Below are 21,117 nucleotides of genomic sequence, written 5' to 3'. Positions count from 1 at the left end.
TGGGTGAGTAACTTGTTATTATATGAAAAAGTGCATGAAGAAATAGCGAGAAGAACAACTGCACTTCAAACAATGCAACGGCAAGATGGTACGTGGCAGTTTTGTTTTGAAGGAGCGCCACTAACAGATTGTCATATGATTTTTTTATTAAAATTATTAGGTAGAGATAAAGAGATAGAACCGTTTGTAAAAAGATTAGCATCACTTCAAACAAATGAAGGAACATGGAAATTGTATGAAGATGAAATGGGTGGTAATTTATCTGCTACAATTCAATCTTATGCTGCCTTACTTGCATCGGAAAAATATACAAAAGAAGATGCGAATATGAAGCGAGCGGAAATGTTTATAAATGAGCGCGGTGGGGTAGCGCGTGCTCATTTTATGACGAAGTTTTTATTAGCGATTCATGGAGAATATGAATATCCTTCTCTCTTTCATTTGCCAACACCAATTATGTTTCTGCAGAATGATTCCCCTCTCAGTATTTTTGAACTGAGTAGCTCAGCACGTATTCATTTAATTCCGATGATGTTGTGTTTAAATAAAAGATTTCGAGTAGGGAAAAAGTTATTGCCAAATTTAAATCATATTGCAGGCGGGGGCGGAGAATGGTTTCGGGAGGATCGGTCTCCAGTTTTTCAAACGTTAGTAAGTGACGTGAAGAAAATTATAACGTATCCACTTTCTTTGCATCATAAAGGATATGAGGAAGTAGAACGTTTTATGAAAGAGCGTATTGATGAAAATGGAACATTATATAGTTACGCAACTGCCTCGTTTTATATGATTTATGCTTTACTTGCATTAGGACATTCTATTCACTCACCAATTATTCAGAAGGCTATAATGGGAATCACATCTTATATATGGAAGATGGAGAGAGGGAGCCATTTGCAAAACTCTCCGTCAACTATATGGGATACAGCTTTACTCAGTTATGCTTTGCAAGAAGCTCAAGTTCCGAAAGCAAGTAAAGTGATTCAAAATGCATCAGCGTATTTACTAAGAAAACAGCAAACAAAGAAAGTAGATTGGAGTGTACATGCACCGGATCTCTTCCCAGGTGGTTGGGGCTTTTCGGATGTGAATACGACGATTCCAGATATTGATGATACAACTGCTGCGTTAAGAGCATTGGCGCGAAGTAGAGGGAACGAAAATGTAGACACTGCTTGGAAGCGAGCGGTTAATTGGGTTAAAGGATTGCAAAATAATGATGGTGGTTGGGGGGCTTTTGAAAAAGGGGTAACGAGCCGTATATTAGCAAATTTACCAATCGAAAATGCAAGTGATATGATTACAGATCCTTCTACACCAGATATTACAGGAAGAGTATTAGAATTTTTCGGAACGTATACGCAAAATGAATTGCCCGAGAAACAAAAACAAAGTGCGATAAATTGGTTAATGAATGTACAAGAGGAAAATGGATCGTGGTATGGGAAATGGGGAATTTGTTATATATATGGTACGTGGGCAGTGTTGACTGGTTTACGGTCACTAGGAATACCATCTAGCGATCCATCAGTGAAACGAGCAGCTTTATGGCTTGAACATATACAGCATGAAGATGGTGGCTGGGGAGAATCTTGCCAAAGTAGTGTGGAAAAAAGATTTGTTACTTTGCCATTTAGTACACCATCCCAAACAGCATGGGCGTTAGATGCCCTCATTTCTTACTATGATAAAGAAACGTCAGTTATTCGAAAAGGTATTTCATATTTGCTCTCCAACTCTTATATAAATGAAAAATATCCTACTGGAACAGGTTTACCAGGTGGGTTTTATATTCGTTATCATAGTTATGCTCATATATATCCGTTGCTTACTTTGGCTCATTATGCAAAAAAATATAGAAAATAAACCGAGAGATGTCTCTCGGTTTATTTTGTTGGGTAGTAGGTCCCTTTTGAAAAGAATAAGGTTGTGATGTACCTTATTTTTCGGTTGATTGGCGCTTTTGACGTGCATCAGCGGCATTTGCACGTGCGTTTGCTTCTAAGTCATTGTGGTCAGCGAGTTCGCGAGAGAACTCAACATCAATGCCATCCGTTGCTTTGCTTTGTTTGAAATTCTTTTTGTTCATTCGACACAATCTCCTTGCGTTTATGCGACGTTGCAAAGTTAGTTTGACACAAATAGACTTTTTTATACAAAGAGGAATTGGAAAGCAAGGAGCCGAAATATACAGTATAAGTAATAGAAATGGGGGATAGGAATGGAGTTTTTAAATGGGAAAACAGCTGTTGTAACAGGAGCTGCACAGGGAATTGGAAAAGAGATTGCAAGGGTTTATGCAAAACTAGGGGCGAAAGTATTAATTAGCGATGTAAATGAAGAGAATCTACAAAAAACGACACACGAGTTATCAGATGAAGGATATGAAGTGTGCTCATATCGATGTGATGTGAGTAATCAAAATGAAGCAAAGTCGTTAATTGAATATGCGGTTCAAAAATTTGGTACGTTACATATTTTGGTGAATAATGCTGGAATTACAAGAGACGCAATGTTACATAAAATGGAGAAGTCTGCCTGGGAACAAGTATTACAAGTGAATTTAACTGGAGTTTTTTATTGTATGCAACCCGCGCTTCTTTACATGAGACAACAAGGGTATGGACGCATTATTAATATATCTTCAATTAGTAGAGAAGGAAACATAGGTCAAGCAAATTATGCGGCTACAAAGGCAGGAGTTGTAGGATTAACGAAAACAGCAGCGAAAGAAGTTGGAAGTTTCGGTATTACTTGTAATGCGATTTGTCCGGGGTTTATGGATACAGATATGACCAAAACGATACCAGATAAAGTGAAAGAAAAGATGGTTGGCGCTATTCCAGTTGGTAGAATTGGAACGCCAGAAGATATTGCGAACGCAGCAGCCTTTTTAGCATCAGAATACGCATCTTATATTACAGGTGAAGTATTAAATGTGAGCGGAGGACTGCAAGTTTAAAGGAATACATAATGAAAAGAACCTGACCAGGTAGGTCAGGTTCTTTCTCATTAATTTAAGTTAAGCCAAACGCTCTTTACTTCTGTATAGTTATTTAATGCGTAAGATCCCATTTCACGGCCAAGACCAGATTGTTTAAATCCTCCAAATGGAGATGCTGCATCAAAGACGTTATAACAGTTTACCCATACTGTACCTGCACGTACTTTACTTGCAACATAGTGTGCTGTTTTAACATTTTCTGTCCACACACCAGCCGCTAAGCCGAATTGTGATTTATTTGCACGTTCAATTACTTCGTCAATATCGTTAAACGGTATTGCAGAAATAACTGGACCGAAAATTTCTTCTTTTGCGATCGTCATTTCATCATTTACGTCAGCGAATACTGTAGGAGAAACGAAGTAGCCTTGATCGAATGGATTACTTCCTCCGCAAAGTACTTCAGCGCCTTCTTCAATCCCTTTTTCAATGTAGCCCATTACACGTTTTTGTTGTTCTTCGGAAACGAGAGGGCCAATTGTTGTTTCAGGGTTAAGACCGACACCTTGATTTAGTTTTTTAGAATAGAGGACGAGATCAGCCATGACATTATCATACATTTTCTTCGGAACAAATAAGCGTGATCCAGCAGAGCATACTTGTCCTTGGTTAAACATAACACCAGAAAGTGCACCAGGAATCGCGCGAGATAAATCAGCATCTGGCAATATGATATTTGGTGATTTACCGCCTAATTCAAGTGTAACGCGTTTTAATGTTTCGGATGCTTGTCGCATAATTTGTTTACCGACAGGAGTAGAACCGGTAAATGCAATTTTGTCAACGAGTGGATGATTAACGAGAGCTTGTCCAGCCGATTCACCGAATCCAGGTACGATATTAATAACACCTTTCGGGAATCCAGCTTCTTCAATTAATTCAGCTAAGTATAGAGCAGATAGTGGAGTTTGTTCTGCAGGTTTTAAAACGATTGTACATCCTGTAGCAAGCGCTGCTCCCATTTTCCACATTGCCATAAGAAGCGGGAAGTTCCAAGGGATAATTTGACCAACGACACCAACAGCTTCATGGCGTGTATAGTTAAAGTAATCACCGGAAACAGGAATTGTTTGACCAACGATTTTCGTAGCCCAACCAGCGTAATAGCGCATATGCTCAATTGCAAGTGGTATGTCTGCTGCCATTGTTTCACGGATTGGCTTTCCGTTATCTAATGTTTCGAGCTGTGCAAGCTCTTCTTTATGTTCATCCATTAAATCAGCTAACTTGTACATGAGACGGCTTCGCTCAGCAGTGCTCATACGAGACCAAGGACCTTCGTCAAAAGCCATACGAGCTGCGACTACAGCTTTATGAATATCTTCGCGACCAGCTTCAGAAACGACGGCAAGTGTTTCACCAGTTGCTGGGTTAGGTGTTTTAAATGTTTTTCCGGAAGCGCTTTCAATGAAAGATCCATTCACATATAACTTTTTTGTACCTTGAAGAAACTTTTCTACCTTTTCATGAAGATTTACAGCTAGTTGACTCATTGTATAACCCCCTTGAAAATATAATGTAAACGCAGTACGAGACGGCGTTTATTCCGAAATCAAGGATGTGGAAACTAGATGGAAAGCCTCTAATTAAAATCATAATTAAGAAATACTGAAAATTCAAATTTCATTTGTGTTACAATTGTAAAAAATATGTAATGTAAGAGAAGCTTCTATATGATTATAAAAAATCCTGCTTGTTTTTGCTTTCTAGTAGGAAAAACTAGAAGAACAATGGTACAATAATACATCGTGAGAGGAGGGGGAAAAATGAAAGATTATCATGATGATCCACGCTTTCGAATAGCCCATAGAGAAGCGTTAATTGGTCTTGGACTTGCTATTATTAATTTTATAATATGGTACGGATTTGCTTATGGGCTTGGTAGTAAAAATCCGAATGAATATACATATGTATTAGGTTTTCCCGCATGGTTTTTTTATAGCTGTATCGTTGGATTTATCGTTATGGTTATTTTACTTAGTTTAGTTGTTCGTTTTGTATTTCAAGATATTTCACTCGATGAGGAAGAAAAAAGTGAGGAATAATAGATGAATTGGTATGTAATCATTCCAATGATAATTTCGTTTATCGTTGTATTTTTAATTGGTGTATATGCTTCAAAACGTGTGCAAGCAACTGCTCATAATAAATTTTTACAAGAATATTTTCTTGGTGGGCGTGAGCTAGGCGGTTTATTATTAGCGATGACAATGATTGCTACGTACGGTAGTGCAAGTAGCTTTATTGGTGGCCCTGGTATTGCTTACAATATGGGGCTTGGATGGGTACTGTTATCTGCGATTCAAGTTGTAACAGGCTATATCGTTTTAACGGTTATCGGTAAAAAGTTTGCAATTATCGCTAGGAAGATGGAAGCAATTACTCTTATCGATTATTTAAAAGGGAGATACAATAATAAAGCAGTTGTTATACTTTCTGCGTTATGTATTATTATCTTTTTATTTTCAGCGACAGTAGCCCAGTGGGTCGGCGGGGGACGATTAATCGAGTCACTAACGGGTCTATCGTATACAACAGCACTATTTTTATTTACTTTTTCTGTACTTGTGTACGTATTAATTGGTGGATTTCGTGCAGTTGCTCTATCAGATACATTATTAGGAATCATTATGTTAGTTGGAACGACAATCATTTTAATTGCTACTGTCATTGCTGGTGGTGGAATTGAAAAGATTATGCAGGAACTTGTTCAAATTAATCCAAAGTTAATTACACCATTCGGAGCAGATGGCAGTTTAACGAAATCATATGTTACATCATTTTGGATTTTAATTGGAATTGGCGTTGTCGGCTTACCGCAAATTAGCGTGCGTGCCATGTCTTATAAAAATTCAAAAGCGATGCATCAAGCTTTAATAATTGGAACCGTTGTCGTTGGCACAATTATGATCGGTATGCATTTAACTGGTGTATTTGCAAGAGTAGTACTTCCAGGTATAACGGTACCAGATAAAGTAATGCCGCTACTTGCGATGGAAGTGTTACCTCCTTGGTTAGCTGGAGTTTTCTTAGCTGCACCGATGGCAGCGATTATGTCTACAGTAAACTCTTTATTATTACTTGTAAGCTCGTCAATTATTAAAGATATATACGTAAATTACATAAATAAAGATGCAGCAGACAGTACGATAAAAAAAGGAAGTTTATGGATTACTGGTATTGTAGGACTACTCGTTTATGCAGCGGCGATTAAACCCCCAGATTTTTTAATATGGCTAAATTTATTTTCTTTCGGTGGATTAGAAGCAGCATTCATTTGGCCAATCGTATTAGGGTTATATTGGAGGAAAGGAAATGCTACAGGAGCGCTTGCGTCTATTTTAGTTGGGGTAGGCTCATATATGTGTATTCATCTTTTCTATCCAAATCCGTTCGGTATACATACAGTTGTCTTCCCAATTTGTTTTGCGTTTATCGCTTATGTTATTGGAAGTATGAGTGCTGTAAAAAAAACAGTATAGGTTAGCTGAAAAAACGTAGTCCTTAGAAGACTGCGTTTTTTCATATGAATTTGTTCTTTTTTTATTCTGTATATCCACGGTTATTCATAAATTAATAACAACTGAGGGGATGGAGTTGAGGTCGATGAAAAAAGTGTTATTTTTAGGAGACCCAGGAATTGATGACTCTTTAGCAATTATGTATGGATTGTTGCATCCTGATATTGATATTGTTGGTGTAGTAACGGGATATGGAAATGTAACACAAGAAAAGGCGACAAGTAATGCCGCATATTTATTGCAAATGGCAGGACGGGAAGATATACCTGTTATTAATGGTGCGAAAATTCCTTTATCCGGAGATATTACGACGTATTATCCAGAAATTCATGGGACAGACGGTTTAGGGCCAATTAAACCTCCAAAAACTTTTTCACCAAATATAAAGCCTTTTTGTACATTTTTTGATCTTCTTGAAAAATATAAAGGAGAATTAATAATAGTCGATGCTGGTAGATCAACAACATTAGCGACAGCATTTATTTTAGAAAAGCCGATGATGAAGTATGTGAAAGAATATTATATAATGGGCGGTGCTTTCTTAATGCCTGGCAATGTAACACCAGTCGCAGAGGCGAATTTTCATGGTGATCCCATTGCGTCACAATTAGTTATGCAAAATGCCAAAAATGTGACATTAGTGCCACTTAACGTTACATCTGAAGCAATTATTACACCGGAAATGGTAAAATATATTACGAAACACTCTAAAACGAGTTTTAATAAGTTAATCGAGCCGATATTTACGTATTATTATAAAGCATATAAAAAGTTAAACCCGAAAATAACAGGTAGTCCAGTACATGACGTCGTTACAATGATGGTTGCGGCAAATCCATCCATTTTAGATTATGTATATCGTCGTGTCGATGTAGATACAGTTGGAATTGCAAAAGGAGAGAGTATTGCTGATTTTCGGCCTCAACCTGATGCAAAAGCATTAAAAAATTGGGTGCGAATTGGTTGGTCGTTACATTATAAAAAGTTTCTTGAGGATTTTGTGAAATTTATGACGTAGACATAATAGGAGCATACAAGTTAAAATAATGGAGATGGTTATTTAAATGACCATCTCCATTATTTTGTTTTTAAATGATAAATAGAGAAGAGTTACACAATAGGAGAGGAATTTTACTTGAAAAAAACTATAGTATGCGCAGTAATTGTGGGTATTTTTGTTTTGCTAATATCGGGTAACTTTTTAGTGAAAAAAGTGTGGAGTTCAAATAATGATGATGCACAGTATATTGCATCTTTTATTGAAGAACATAAAGATGAAAAAAATAGTGCGCTTCTAGTAAAGAGAAATGATAAAGTTGTTTATTCTGTAAACCCAAATGTTGTATTGCCAGTTGCTAGTACGATGAAATTAATTGTGGCGCTTGAATATACGAAACAAGTTACTGAAGGGAAAATTGATTCTTCTAGTTTCGTGTCGATTAATGATGTGAATCGTTATTATGTGCCGAATACAGATGGTGGTGCACAAGATAGATGGCAAAAGTATTTGGAGAAGACGGGCAAGATAACTGAAGGAGCGGTTTCTTTAGAAGAAGTGGCAAAAGGAATGGTTAAGTTTAGTTCGAATGCAAATGCTGAATACTTAATGGAATTGTTAGGATTAGATAACATCAATCGAAATTTACAAAGTTTATCACTTCCTGCACATCAACCACTATTTCCAATCGTTTCATCTTTGTATATCCCGGGATATTTGCATAAAGAATTACATGTTCCAAAATATAAAATAGAGAAAAAGTTAAAAGAAATGTCTCAAGAGCAATATCGTGAATATGCGATGATTATTCATGAACGCTTAAAGAAGAAGGGACCATTATTACAGAAGGAAATTCCGCTTTATTTAGAGGAACGTTACGACAAAATTTGGTCAGATAGATTACCAGCAGCTTCTGCAAATGATTATATGGTATTACTTCAAAAGGCAAACCATAAAGGTGGCTTGACAGAAGCTGAAGAAAAAGTGTGGGCAAATATCGTTGAAACAGACATGAGTGCCAAGAAATACCGTAAAACATTTAGACATGCTGGGCAAAAGAATGGTTACACACCATGGACGGTTACAAAAGCAGTTTATGCTATGGATAAACATGGAAATTGTACCGAGATTGTGTTTTTGGCGAATAATTTAAATGAAGACGATAGTGCAGAAATACGGAAACATTTAGCAAACTTACATTTCCAAGTGTTGCAAAGTGATAAGTATGATGCGACTTTTATTAAATAAACTCGGTGCAGAGAGCACCGAGTTTATTTTTATGTACAAGCACTTTTTTTCTATCTCTGGGTATGATGGGTAGTAATACTTAGGTGAGAGGGGAAAAGGTGATGAAACAAAGTAAAGAAGAGTTTATAAAGAGTGAAGGCGCTGATTTCCCTGGGAAAACATATGTGGATTGTGTATTACAACATGTATTTCATTTTCAAAGAAATTACTTATTGAAAGATATGTTTCAAGTGCATAAAGCACATATTACGATGCTGACGGAAGAAAATTTAATGAAAAAGGAAGAAGCTAAAGTTATATTACACGCATTAAAAAAGGTAGAGGGAATTCCAGAAGAGCAATTGCTCTATACAGAGCAGCATGAAGATCTCTTTTTTTTAGTCGAACATTTAATTTCTCAAGAAGCGAAATGCGATTTTGTAAGTAATATGCATATTGGTAGAAGTAGAAATGATATGGGCGTAACGATGTATCGCATGAGTTTAAGGCGATATGTATTACGATTAATAGAACATCATTTGTTATTGCAAGAAAGTGTACTGCAACTTGCCGCTGATCATAAGGAAACGATCATGCCAGCTTATACACATACACAACCAGCACAGCCAACAACATTTGGTCATTATACGTTAGCAATTTATGATACGATGCAAAGAGATTTAGAACGAATGAAAAAAACGTACCAGCTTTTAAATCAGTCTCCAATGGGGGCAGCTGCACTCTCTACAACAAGTTTCCCGATTAAACGAGAACGAGTTGCTCATCTACTTGGATTTACAAATGTAATTGAGAACTCATATGATGCTGTTGCTGGAGCGGATTATTTATTAGAAGTTAGCTCGCTACTTATGGTAATGATGACGAATACGAGTAGATGGATTCATGACTTTTTGTTGTTAGCAACGAAAGAATATGACGGTATTACTGTTGCAAAGCCATATGTACAAATCAGTAGTATTATGCCGCAAAAACGAAATCCGGTTTCAATTGAACACGCTCGTGCAATTACGAGTAGTGCTTTAGGAGAAGCATTTACAGTATTTCAAATGATTCATAATACACCATTTGGTGATATTGTCGATACGGAAGATGACCTGCAGCCATATTTATATCAAGGGATTGAAAAGGCAATTCGTGTTTTTTGTATGATGAATGCAGTGATCCGAACGATGAAAGTAGAAGAAGAAACGTTAAAAAGTCGTTCCTATAAACATGCAATAACGATAACGGATTTCGCCGATGTTTTAACAAAAAACTATGAAATTCCATTTCGGCATGCTCATCATGCAGCAAGTGCTATTGCAAATATGTTATTGGAGCAGAAAAAAGAGCTACATGAATTACACTTCAAAGAGGTAAATATGTACTTGCAAGAACATTTTAAAATAAATTTATTAGAAAAAGAGTGGAAAGAAATTATATCGCCAGAAGCTTTTATTCAAAAAAGAAATGTATACGGTGGACCGAGTAAAAAAGAAATGAATCGTATGATTAAAAATCGACAAGAGTCATTTCGAAAAGAAGAAGATGTATTTGAAAAGGAAAAACAGAGAATTTTACATGCTGAAAATGCTTTGAATACATTAGCTTTGAATATTATTGAATCGTAAAAGAGGGATTTAATGAATTAATCGCCAATACTTAATTAAAATATAAATAGAGAGAAGAGATTGTCGATGATTCAATTACATGTATATGAAGAGATTGTTCATTTTAAAGAAGATGTTACACCATTTCTAGAAAAGAATGAGCAGGAAAACAATCTCATATTAGGTGTATTACAAATGGTCCAACAACCAACATTTATGGGGATAGCGAAACAAGGAGAAGAAATTGCGGTTGTATTTCTGCAAACAGAAGAGAAGAAACAAATCATTGTTGCAACTTCTGAAATTGCGGGAGTAACTATTGAGGAACTTGCAAAAGAATTAACGAAAGTATATCCGGATATTCCTGGATTGATCGGTAATAAGAAAATTGTACAGAAATTAGCGGAAGAGATTGCAGTATTAGAAAATAAAAAAACGCATGTTGCAATGGAGCAAGGTGTGTATGAGTTGAACAGAGTAAAGAAGAAGTGTAATGCGAATGGACTTTTTCGAGCGGTAAATAATGATGAATTACCATTAATAGAACAGTGGATATATCAATTTTGTGAAGACGTAAAGCTTCCTACTACGAAAGAAGAAGCAAAACAAACTGCGTATACATTAATAACTACAAATCGACTGTTTGGTTTGGAAGTGGATGGGAAACTCGTTTCTGTAGCTGCAAAAACGAGACCAACTAAAAATAATATAACAGTTAATTTTGTATATACGCCGAAAGAAGCAAGGAAAAAGGGATACGCATCTAAGTGTGTAGCAGCACTTAGTCAACGTATGTTAGATGAAGGGTACAAGACGACTACGTTATATACTGATTTAGCGAATCCGATATCGAATAAAATTTATCAAGAAATTGGTTATGAGAAAATTGCGGAGTCTGTGCTTATATTTTTAGAGAAGTAAAACAAAAAGGTGTGCTATTTTAGCACACCTTTTTGTTATTCATCAATTCTAATAATCTCGCCTTGAGGGAAGTCCTCAGTTTCTAGTAAGTTACGAATAGCTTTCGCAACATATTCAGGTGATAATAGTTTTCCTTCTTCTTTTAATGCAATGAAGCGGTCCAAGTTTATGAAATCTTCTTTATTTGTTTCACGAATTTGTGATTGCATATTAGTATCAACAACGCCAGGTGCAAAAGCGACGATTTTTACTGGATATTCTTTTTCTGCTTCTTCAGTTGCTACGCACTGTGTAAACATATTTACACCAGCTTTCGTTGTACAATAAGCACCCCAGCCAAAGTAAGGATTTTTTCCTGCGCCAGATGAAATGTTAATAACGCGTTTATCTGCTTTCCAGTCTTTCGTATGTTTCATAAATGTAGATGTAAGAATCATAGGTGCAAGTAAATTAATGTGAACGTTCGTAATGAATTGTTCGCTTTCTGCTTTTTCAATTGGTTTCATAGGTGCAACTGTACCCGCATTATTAATTAAATGAATAGAGGATACATTGTCTTTTTTAATAAATGAGATAATTTCTTTAAAGTTAGTTTCTAAGTTATGTACATCTTGAAGATCTAGGGAATAAAAAATGCAATTGCTGTTATATTGTTCTGCAAGTTTCGTAAGCTCTTTATTTTCTCTTCTAGAAATAGAGATGACAGTTGTATTTTCTTCTAATAATTGCGTAGCGATTGCCTCACCTAAACCTTGTGAAGTTCCTGTTATGATAACGTAGCGCATAGTTTTATAAACCCCTCTCATATGTGCGGAATTTTGTTGGACAACGTACATTGTATAGTTTGTCTACATTTTATAGTATAGAGCACTTTTTACTATAATTGAAATGAGATGATTGTGTGCCTTTTATAAATAGGTTTACGACAACAGTACCTGGTGCCGTCACGTTTACTGGGAATACGCTGGGACTTAGCCCTACATCACCTGCACCAGGTAATATTTTTGGTACACTTGCTGTGTTTACGACAGTAAATACAGCATTGCAAGTACCAGGGTTCCCAGCAGGGACAACAGATGAATGGCAATTGAATTCTTCAAGTGCAATTTTAAATCTTCCAGCGGGAAGCAGTGTATTATATGCAGAATTAGTTTGGGCTGGTACTTTCCGGACTGATACGGAAGATGTGTTACCATTTTTAAATGATAACATTACATTTACAACGCCAGCAGGGACGTTTTCTGTTACGCCAGATCCTGCTACCGCGCAGCAAGGTTCAGTAGGAAATCAGTTTTATTATGCTCGCTCTGCCAATGTAACGAATCTTGTTAGTGCAGGTGGGGCAGGCACATATACAACGGGTGCTGTGCCAGCTGCAAGAACTTCAGCCGACCCAACAATCAGTCGTTCAGCTGGATGGACGCTTGAGGTTGTGTATCAAAATGCAAGTTTACCACTTCGAAATTTGTCAGTATATGCAGGTCAAGAAATTATCGATGCTTCATCCCCGCCAGTTGATGCTACAATTTCAGGTTTTGCTACGCCGGCAACAGGAGCTGTTACAGGAAGAGTGCTCGTAACTGCTCAAGAAGGTGATTCTAACATTGTTGGAGATCAACTTCGCTTTGGGCCGAATGCAAATGCTACAGTTGCATTATTCGGACCGAGAAATCCTGCCAATAATTTCTTTCAGTCACAAATTTGTAATGACAGTGGAAATTTAGATACGAGCGGCACGTTTGGAGATTTGAATCAGCCGTTAGGGGTAGCTTTGGCCGTCCGAAGACAGGGGTGGGATATTACGAATGTAGATGCCTCCTCATCTTTAGTAAACAGTCAAACATCAGCAACGGTTCGATTTGTTACAAATGGAGATGGATACGCTGCAGCTGGTTTTGGTGTTCAAATTGATGCAACAGGTCCAATTATTAATCCTGTTAAATCAGTTAATAGAACAGTCGCGGGGGTAGGGGATACTCTCACTTATACAATTACGGTCCCAAATACAGGAACAGGAAGTGCAGAAAACGTTGTATTACGTGATAGTATTCCGAGCGGAACGACGTTTGTTGCAGGTAGTGTTACGGTAGGGGGAGTAACACAGCCGAATGCAAACCCTGCTAATGGAATTAATTTAGGCACAATCCCAAATAACACGCAAAGAATTGTTACATTTCAAGTTCGAATAACATCATTCCCGAATCCCAATCCTATTTTAAATCGTGCAATGGTGTCATATCAATTCCGTCCCTTCGTTGGTAGTCCTCCTATTACAAGTACGTCTTCTTCAAACACAGTACAAACGACAGTGAATCAAGCAACTATAAGTATGCAGAAATCTGTAGATTTACAGACGGCAACGCTTAATGATGTATTAACGTACACAGTTAATGTCACAAATAATGGAAACGTCACTGCGAACAATGTTATTTTTGTTGATAGTATCCCTGCTGGAACAACATTTGTCGCAAATAGCGTTACGGTAAATGGAGTAGCGCGTCCAGGTGCAAATCCAGCAAGTAGTATTAATCTTGGAAGTATTAATGCATCGCAAACGACTGTAGTGCGCTTTCAAGTTCGAGTAACATCGAACCCTCTTGTCAATCCAATTCCAAACCGTGCGAGTGTAACATTTACCTTTACTCCAGTGCCTGGTCAACAACCAGTTTCAGGGCAAGCGACAAGTAATACTGTAGTTACGACAATTAATATAGCTGATATAGCAACGAGAAAAACAGTGGATAAAGCTTTTGCAACGGTTAACGACGTTCTTACGTACACGGTAACAATTCAAAATACAGGAAATGTACTTGCAACGAACGTTATTTTTCAAGATCCGATCCCAATTGGAACGACATTTATCGTAAATAGTGTGACTGTGGATGGGGTTTCACAACCTGGGGTAAATCCAGCGACTGGGTTTACAGTAGCTAATATATCTCCTGGCGGAAGTAGGACTGTTACATTTCAAGTACGAGTAACATCTACACCATCGGGAGGTACGATTGCGAATCGCGGAAATGTATCTGCTAATTTCGTCGTTATTCCGAATCAGCCACCGATAACAATTAATAGACAAACGAATACAGTTGTGACACAAGTTAATACAGGCGGTTTAAATGTAATAAAAGAAGTAAATACAACGCAAGCGGCGGTAGGGGATACTTTAACGTACACAATTGCCGTCCAAAATACAGGGAACGTTCCGTTAACAAATGTATTTTTCCAAGACCCTATTTCTTCTGCTGTTTCATTTGTTGCAAATTCTGTAACAATTAATGGAGTACAGCAAAGTGGACTAAATCCGAATACAGGATTCTCTCTTCCGAATATTCCTGCGGCTCAAACGGTTGTAGTCACATTTGACGTAGTAATTGTACAGAATCCAGAAAATGAAGATATTTTAAATCAAGCAAATGTAACAGCAAGCTTTCAAGTGAATCCGAATGAACCACCAGTAACAATTAATGTTCCGAGTAATGTTGTGAATACGACAGTACAATCAGGAAATTTTGAAGTTGTGAAAGCAGTGAATACAGATGTTGCAACGGTAGGAGATGTTTTAGTATATACAATCGAAGTTATAAATGCAGGTAGTGTACCAGCTACAAATGTATTTTTCCAAGATTCAATTCCACAAGGGACATTATTTATTGAAAATAGTGTAGTTGTGAATGGTGTTTTACAAGAAGGGGCAGATCCAGAACTTGGATTCCCATTAAATAATTTGCCTACTGGTACCAGTGTTATTGTTACATTTGAAGTATTAATTGATGAAATTCCCCAAGGAAATAATGTTGTAAATAATGCGAATGTAACTGGAGATTTCCTTGTAAATCCAACAGAGCCACCGATTACTGTAACAGTACCAAGTAATACTGTTATGACGATTGTGAATTCTTCAGGGTTAAATGTAATGAAAAGTGTAAGTGCTACTGAAGCCGGTGTAGGAGATACGTTAACGTATACAGTTCGTATACAAAATAGTGGAACGGTGACAGCGACAAATGTATCATTCCTTGATCCGATTCCAGCTGGAACCACTTTTGTAGCGAATAGTGTAACGATAAATGGGACACCTCAACCAGGTTTAAACCCGACAATTGGATTTCCACTTGCTAATATTCCAGTAGGAGGTATGGTGACGGTCACTTTTCAAGTGACAATCACGAGTGTACCACCAAATAGAGTTCTTCCGAATAATGCGAATGTCACTGCTGATTTCCAAGTAAGTCCTCTCCAGCCACCAATTACAATTGTAACGATTAGTAATATTGTTGTGACGCGAGTGAATGTAGGATCACTTAATGTAATGAAGAGTGTAAACACACCACAAGCTGGTGTAGGAGATACGTTAACGTATACGATTCTTATTCAAAATACAGGAACTGTTCCTGCAACGAATATTGTTTTTCAAGATCCAATTCCGTCTGGTACTGCCTTTGTAGCAAATAGTGTGACGATAAATGGAGTCGTACAGCAAGGCGCGGATCCTATGGCAGGATTCCAGGTACCAAATATTCCGGTCGGGCAAACGGCTACCATTACGTTTCAAGTTACAGTGACGGGTGTTCCGAGCGGTGGAAATATAAGAAACCAATCGAACGTTACTGCAAGTTTTCTTATAAATCCAGCAAACCCTCCAATAACGACTGTTACAAATAGTAATTTTGTAGTGACGCAAGTAAACACAGCACAGTTAAATATACAAAAATCTTCATCTGTACAACAAGCAGCACTTGGAGAAACTTACACGTATTCTGTTGTCATTCGAAATAACGGTACAGTAACAGCAACGAATGTCTCTTTCCTTGATCCAGTTTCTCCAGAAACAACATTTGTAGCAAATAGTGTAACGATAAATGGAACGCCACAACCTGGATTTGACCCAAATGTTGGTTTCCCGCTTCCTAATATTGCAGCTGGAACAGCATTGACAGTAACGTTCCAAGTTACGGTAGTTGCACCGTCTACACGTGGAGCAGTATTAAATACAGCATCTGCTACAGCCACTTTCTTATTAAATCCTTTACAACCACCTGTAACAACAACGAATTCAAGTAATACAACGGTAGTTACAATACCGTTACCTCCTCCTGGTGAAGTAACAGCAACAAAAACAGTTGATGTTGCAACTGGGGCTGTTGGGGATGTATTAACGTATACCGTGCTCATTTCAAACGTAGGAATTATCCCTGTTACAGATGTGTTCTTCCAAGATGTCATACCAGAAGGAACGACGTTTGTTGACAATAGTGTAACGATAGGTGGAGTGCAGCAACTTGGTTTAAATCCAGAAATAGGATTTACAGTTACGCCATTATTAATCGCTGGTGGAAGTATTGAGGTCACATTCCAAGTGACGATTACAGAAATTCCAGATAATGAAGTCATATTAAATGATGCAGACGTTACATTTACTTCACAACCAAATCCGCAGGAACCACCGATTATGGAAACGATATTAACGAATTTAGTCGTTACGACAATTAATATAGCGTTTATTTTTCCAGTGAAAATAGTAGATAAGGAAGTAGCGACTGTAGGAGAAATATTAACGTATGATGTATTGATTTTTAATTTCGGAACAGTGCCAGCGACGAATGTTCAATTTATCGATACTACTTCCGCCGGTGTAGCATTCGTACCAGGAAGCGTGAGTATAAACGGGGTACCAGCACCAGGATTAGATCCTTTCATTGGTTTTACAGTTCCAGATATACCTGTAGATGATTTTGTACTCGTCACATATCAGGAAGTGGTTACGAGCATACCAGAAGGTGGAACGATTGTTAACTTTGTAGATGTTACAGCTACGTTTGCTGTAAGTGAAACAGAGCCGCCTATTACGGAAACGACGACAAGTAACACGACATTAACAGAAATAAATGAATCTGGTTTGAATGTTTTAAAATCAGTAAGTCAGCCGGTTGTTGCAGTAGGCGATACAATCACATATACAACAGTAGTTCAAAATACGGGAACAGTGATAGCGACGAATGTTCAATATAGTGATGTATTACCATCCTCTATAACATTCGTACCGAATAGTGTAACGATAAACGGTGCGTTACAGCCTGGATTAGACCCTAACACTGGCTTCTCACTTCCGGATATAATTCCAGGTGAAAGTGTAGAAGTCACTTTCCAAGTAACAGTTGTTAGCGTTCCGTCAAACGGAACAATTGCCAATACGGCAAATGTTACCGGAAGCTTTATTTTAGTACCAGGAGAACCACCAGTTATAGTAAATCAGCCAAGTAATACAACACTCACAACTGTAAATAGAGGACGCTTTAATGTTATTAAACAAGTAAATAGAGCCGCTACTCTAGTTGGAGATGTATTGACGTATACAGTGCAAATAACGAATACAGGAACAGTAACAGCTAACAATGTTCAGTTTATTGATACGATTTCAACAGGTGCGTCATTTGTACCAAATAGTGTAACGATAAATGGAGCTCCGCAACCAAACTTAAATCCGATTACTGGATTTGGAGTTGGAGATATCCCAGTTGGTGAAACAGTTATAGTGACGTTTCAAGCGACAGTTACAAACATCCCGTCATCAGGAACAATTACGAACGTTGCAAATATAACAGGAAGCTTTACTTTAGTGCCAGGAGAGCCACCGGTTGTAATAACAGAGCCGAGTAATACGACGATAACTAGAGTGAATAGAGGACGATTCAGCGTTATAAAATCTGTAAATAAAGAAGCGACACGATTAGGAGATACGTTAACGTATAGTGTGCAAGTTACAAATACGGGAACGGTAACAGCGACGAACGTTCAGTTTAGCGATGTTCCATCACCTAGTTTAGAATTCGTTCCTGGGAGTGTACAAATAAATGGAATTCCGCAAGTAGGTTTAGATCCATTTGTAGGCTTTGCATTGCCTAATCTTGCAGTAGGGGATAGCGTATTAATTACATTTGAAGTAAATGTAATCGCAGTTCCGCCTTCTAGTAGCATTATGAATACAGCAAGAGTAACGGGTGATTTTGAATTAATTCCAGGAGACCCTCCGTTTACAATTACGAATTCAAGTAATACGACAGTCACACCAGTAAATAGAGGCAGTTTAGATATGCAAAAAGAAGTAGATCATTCAATTGTTGGAGTAGGAGAAACAGTAAAGTATACGGTTCGAATATTAAATACTGGTACTGCTGATGCGATGAATATTCAATTTATCGATGTCCTATCTCAGGAAGCTGTTTTTGTACCAAATAGTGTAACTGTAAATGGAGTAGCTCGTCCGGGAGTAAATCCGCAGGTTGGATTTACGATTGTAGACATTCCAGTCGGTGAGACGGCGATTGTAACATATGAAGCTACGATTACAAGTTTTCCAGATGGTGGTACAGTAGTGAACGTTGCTGGGGCGTTAGCAGAATATATTTTAGTACCAGGGGAGCCGCCAGTTACAGTGATGGATACGAGCAATACCGTTATAGTGACGGTAAATACTGCAATCTTATTTGTTGCAAAAGGAGCAAACTTTGAAGTAGCAATGATAGGGGATGTTGTCACTTACGGAATCGCTGTTATAAATGATAGTACAGTTCCTGTGACCAACATTGTGTTAACAGATATCATTGATCCGAATACGCTATTTATAAATGGCACGGTAACGGTAAATGATGTATCTTTTCCATTCGCTAACCCGAATACTGGTATTCCATTAGGTGATTTTCAGCCAAATGATGCAGCAATTATTAATTTCCAAGTTGTAATAATAGGAGGGCAAATAAATAATTTAGTTACAAATACTGCTACAGCGAATGGGCTTGCAACTGTAAATCCGAATGAGCCGCCAGTAGTAGTTGAAGGTGATAGTAATACAGTTGTTATCCCGTTTATTCCTCAAAATGTCTCAACGACAGTCGTAAAAACGGCAGATTTACAGGTAGCAACAATTGGAGATGTCATTACGTTTACGACAGTCATCACAAATACGGGTGATACTGTAATGCAAAATATTCGTTTTCAAGATATGTTAGATAGTAGTGTTCGATTTGTTCCTGGAAGTGTAACGGTTGATAATACGCCAGTGCCGAATGTAAGCCCGGCAGTAGGGTTTCTTATCGGAAGTTTAAATCCTGGTGAAGCAAGGACAGTTTCGTTCCAAGTAGCAGTACAGAGCGCGCCAAATGGTTCAGGAAATTATATAAATCAAGCGAGTATTCGTTTTGAACATCAAGTAGGCACAGTATTGCCACCTGTTACACAAATAGTAGAAAGTAACATAGTTGTCATTCCATTTGTTCCAACGATTGAACAAATTTGCGAAACGAATCTTAATTGCTTAGGGAAAATTCCTTTTCAATGTTCTCCGTGTGATCATTTGCAAATAAAGAAAAAATAAATGAAGAAAGAGCATCCTGTAAGAGAAGGATGCTCTTTCTTCATTAATCATGTAGATTCTTTTTCGGGCGAGGTGAAAAATTCGTCGATTTTGTCGGAAAGTAGTAATGGAATAGCTCCTTTTATAACAGAAATGTCCCAGTCCCACCATGCGAGATTCTCTAGTTTGTCAATTGTTTCTTGCGGGAAACGATAGCGAATAAATTTTGCAGGATTACCAGCCACAATTGCATATGGCGGTACGTCCTTTGTAACAACACTCTTTGCACCAATAATGGCACCGTTACCAATTGTAACACCAGATAAAATGCAGGATTGATAACCAATCCATACATCATTGCCAACTACGATATCACCTTTTGAAGAAGGGTGACCAGTAATATGTGCTCCTTCATCAAAAAGTGCATTAAATGGATAAGTCGTTATCCAGTCTGCGCGATGTTCACCGCCAAGTATGAAAACGACTTCTTCTGCTAATGAACAAAACTTACCTATTTTCAATTTTGTTTCATCGTTCCAAGAAAAAATGGTTGGCCCTACTTTACTATAAGTATAATCACCAATATCATATTTATTATATTCAGGTTTTTGATTTAAATATAACATGCTTCTTCAGCCTCCTTTCTCAATTAAGTGATACGTATGGAATATTATATGCAAGATGTAGTAATGTGAACTGTATTAATAGGTGAAATGAACAAAAGGGAGTGGGATGTATGCGATACGAAATGGGTTTATATAATAAACCGTTTCAGTCAATTCGATCAGGGGAAAAAGTATATGAAGTACGCCTATACGATAAAAAACGTCAACTAATAAACAAAGACGATGAAATCGTATTTACGAATCTTAAGACAACAGAAATGATGACGGTAAAAGTAACGGAAATAAAGCGATACGAGAGCTTTAAAGCTATATATGAACAAATCGATAAAAAATTATTGGATTGTGAAAATGATAGTTTAGAGGAAATGTTAGAAAGTACATACAAAATATATACGAAAGAACAAGAAAAAGAGTGGGGAACAGTTGCGATTCGTATTGAGGTAATAAAATGATAAGAAATCGCGGAGCCGCCATCATTGTACAGGAAGGAAAAATCGCTCTTATAAAACGTATTCGAGAAGAGGAAAGATATTATGTTTTTCCTGGCGGAGGGATTGAGGAAGGTGAAACGCCTGAAGAGGCAACGAAAAGAGAGGTATACGAAGAATTAGGGGTACATATACAAGTGGAGCACCTTATTGCAAAGGTAAAATATAAAGGAAATGAATATTATTATGCTGCCTATATTACAGGCGGAGTGTTCGGAAGCGGAACAGCTGAGGAATTTCAGCTGGAAGGTAGGGGAAATTATATTCCGTTATGGCTACCGATAAACGAGTTGGAAAAAGTGAATATAAAACCTTATGGAGTGGTCAGAAATATATTTAATCATTATAAAATATAACGTCTGACAACATA

15 protein-coding genes are annotated in these 21,117 nt (G+C 37.5%); 11 read left to right on the top strand and 4 right to left on the bottom strand.

What is annotated here, in order from left to right:
* Positions 1–12: 12 nt before the first annotated feature.
* Entirely contained in the window at positions 13–1,866 is a 1,854-nt protein-coding gene (locus NST90_RS16590) for a prenyltransferase/squalene oxidase repeat-containing protein (RefSeq protein WP_283748138.1), read from the top strand.
* A 73-nt stretch (positions 1,867–1,939) separates the two neighbouring features.
* Here NST90_RS16590 and NST90_RS16585 read toward each other — a convergent pair whose 3' ends face one another.
* Complete coding sequence (locus NST90_RS16585) at positions 1,940–2,089, bottom strand: YfhD family protein (RefSeq protein WP_001035815.1); 150 nt, start codon at positions 2,087–2,089, stop codon at positions 1,940–1,942.
* A gap of 132 nt (positions 2,090–2,221) precedes the next feature.
* Between NST90_RS16585 and fabG the strand changes: the two genes are divergently transcribed.
* Positions 2,222–2,962, top strand: coding sequence for a 3-oxoacyl-ACP reductase FabG (gene fabG / locus NST90_RS16580; RefSeq protein WP_025708953.1), 741 nt, complete (start codon positions 2,222–2,224; stop codon positions 2,960–2,962).
* Between the two features lie 50 nt (positions 2,963–3,012).
* On the opposite strand, the gene dhaS is transcribed toward fabG, so the two are convergent.
* Complete coding sequence (gene dhaS / locus NST90_RS16575) at positions 3,013–4,497, bottom strand: aldehyde dehydrogenase DhaS (RefSeq protein WP_000080274.1); 1,485 nt, start codon at positions 4,495–4,497, stop codon at positions 3,013–3,015.
* Between the two features lie 273 nt (positions 4,498–4,770).
* Here dhaS and NST90_RS16570 point away from each other — a divergent pair, with 273 nt between their 5' ends.
* The 6 genes from NST90_RS16570 to NST90_RS16545 all read left to right on the top strand — a co-directional run bounded on the left by NST90_RS16570 (position 4,771) and on the right by NST90_RS16545 (position 11,280).
* Positions 4,771–5,049, top strand: coding sequence for a YhdT family protein (locus tag NST90_RS16570; protein WP_000656239.1), 279 nt, complete (start codon positions 4,771–4,773; stop codon positions 5,047–5,049).
* Positions 5,050–5,052: 3 nt separating this feature from the next.
* Positions 5,053–6,486: a sodium/pantothenate symporter gene (gene panF / locus NST90_RS16565; protein WP_001104812.1), complete on the top strand. Its 1,434-nt coding sequence runs from the start codon at positions 5,053–5,055 to the stop codon at positions 6,484–6,486.
* 124 nt (positions 6,487–6,610) lie between these two features.
* Positions 6,611–7,543 carry a nucleoside hydrolase gene (locus NST90_RS16560; protein WP_000756457.1) on the top strand — a complete coding sequence of 311 codons (933 nt, stop codon included), beginning with the start codon at positions 6,611–6,613 and terminating at the stop codon, positions 7,541–7,543.
* Between the two features lie 117 nt (positions 7,544–7,660).
* Positions 7,661–8,770 (top strand): serine hydrolase, encoded by a 1,110-nt coding sequence (locus tag NST90_RS16555; RefSeq protein ID WP_000751365.1) that lies wholly within the window; start codon positions 7,661–7,663, stop codon positions 8,768–8,770.
* A 101-nt stretch (positions 8,771–8,871) separates the two neighbouring features.
* Positions 8,872–10,380, top strand: a complete 1,509-nt coding sequence (gene argH, locus NST90_RS16550; RefSeq protein ID WP_283748139.1) for an argininosuccinate lyase — start codon at positions 8,872–8,874, stop codon at positions 10,378–10,380.
* Between the two features lie 66 nt (positions 10,381–10,446).
* Positions 10,447–11,280: a GNAT family N-acetyltransferase gene (locus tag NST90_RS16545; protein WP_006922614.1), complete on the top strand. Its 834-nt coding sequence runs from the start codon at positions 10,447–10,449 to the stop codon at positions 11,278–11,280.
* Between the two features lie 35 nt (positions 11,281–11,315).
* Here the strand turns inward: NST90_RS16545 and NST90_RS16540 are convergent, their stop codons facing one another.
* Positions 11,316–12,065 carry a (S)-benzoin forming benzil reductase gene (locus NST90_RS16540; protein WP_006922615.1) on the bottom strand — a complete coding sequence of 250 codons (750 nt, stop codon included), beginning with the start codon at positions 12,063–12,065 and terminating at the stop codon, positions 11,316–11,318.
* Between the two features lie 116 nt (positions 12,066–12,181).
* Between NST90_RS16540 and NST90_RS16535 the strand changes: the two genes are divergently transcribed.
* The gene (locus NST90_RS16535) at positions 12,182–19,654 is read left to right on the top strand and encodes a hypothetical protein (RefSeq protein ID WP_283748140.1); all 7,473 of its coding nucleotides are present in this window, start codon (positions 12,182–12,184) and stop codon (positions 19,652–19,654) included.
* 47 nt (positions 19,655–19,701) lie between these two features.
* Here NST90_RS16535 and NST90_RS16530 read toward each other — a convergent pair whose 3' ends face one another.
* Positions 19,702–20,259: a CatB-related O-acetyltransferase gene (locus tag NST90_RS16530; protein WP_000966302.1), complete on the bottom strand. Its 558-nt coding sequence runs from the start codon at positions 20,257–20,259 to the stop codon at positions 19,702–19,704.
* A 110-nt stretch (positions 20,260–20,369) separates the two neighbouring features.
* Between NST90_RS16530 and NST90_RS16525 the strand changes: the two genes are divergently transcribed.
* Both NST90_RS16525 and NST90_RS16520 read left to right on the top strand, forming a co-directional pair.
* Positions 20,370–20,711, top strand: coding sequence for an ASCH domain-containing protein (locus NST90_RS16525; protein ID WP_001268366.1), 342 nt, complete (start codon positions 20,370–20,372; stop codon positions 20,709–20,711).
* Positions 20,708–21,103 carry an NUDIX domain-containing protein gene (locus NST90_RS16520; RefSeq protein WP_000620823.1) on the top strand — a complete coding sequence of 132 codons (396 nt, stop codon included), beginning with the start codon at positions 20,708–20,710 and terminating at the stop codon, positions 21,101–21,103. Before NST90_RS16525 ends, NST90_RS16520 begins: the two co-directional genes overlap by 4 nt.
* Positions 21,104–21,117 lie beyond the last annotated feature (14 nt).

The sequence above is a fragment of the Bacillus sp. FSL E2-8900 genome, from assembly GCF_037966225.1.
Classification (GTDB): domain Bacteria; phylum Bacillota; class Bacilli; order Bacillales; family Bacillaceae_G; genus Bacillus_A; species Bacillus_A cereus.
This window is presented reverse-complemented; position numbering and strand designations above follow the sequence as displayed.

Coding starts and splice junctions, on each gene's coding strand:
- NST90_RS16585 (WP_001035815.1), bottom strand. CDS start 2,089: ATGAACAAAAAGAATTTCAAACAAAGCAAAGCAACGGATGGCATTGAT.
- fabG (WP_025708953.1), top strand. CDS start 2,222: ATGGAGTTTTTAAATGGGAAAACAGCTGTTGTAACAGGAGCTGCACAG.
- dhaS (WP_000080274.1), bottom strand. CDS start 4,497: ATGAGTCAACTAGCTGTAAATCTTCATGAAAAGGTAGAAAAGTTTCTT.
- NST90_RS16570 (WP_000656239.1), top strand. CDS start 4,771: ATGAAAGATTATCATGATGATCCACGCTTTCGAATAGCCCATAGAGAA.
- panF (WP_001104812.1), top strand. CDS start 5,053: ATGAATTGGTATGTAATCATTCCAATGATAATTTCGTTTATCGTTGTA.
- NST90_RS16560 (WP_000756457.1), top strand. CDS start 6,611: ATGAAAAAAGTGTTATTTTTAGGAGACCCAGGAATTGATGACTCTTTA.
- argH (WP_283748139.1), top strand. CDS start 8,872: ATGAAACAAAGTAAAGAAGAGTTTATAAAGAGTGAAGGCGCTGATTTC.
- NST90_RS16545 (WP_006922614.1), top strand. CDS start 10,447: ATGATTCAATTACATGTATATGAAGAGATTGTTCATTTTAAAGAAGAT.
- NST90_RS16540 (WP_006922615.1), bottom strand. CDS start 12,065: ATGCGCTACGTTATCATAACAGGAACTTCACAAGGTTTAGGTGAGGCA.
- NST90_RS16530 (WP_000966302.1), bottom strand. CDS start 20,259: ATGTTATATTTAAATCAAAAACCTGAATATAATAAATATGATATTGGT.
- NST90_RS16525 (WP_001268366.1), top strand. CDS start 20,370: ATGCGATACGAAATGGGTTTATATAATAAACCGTTTCAGTCAATTCGA.
- NST90_RS16520 (WP_000620823.1), top strand. CDS start 20,708: ATGATAAGAAATCGCGGAGCCGCCATCATTGTACAGGAAGGAAAAATC.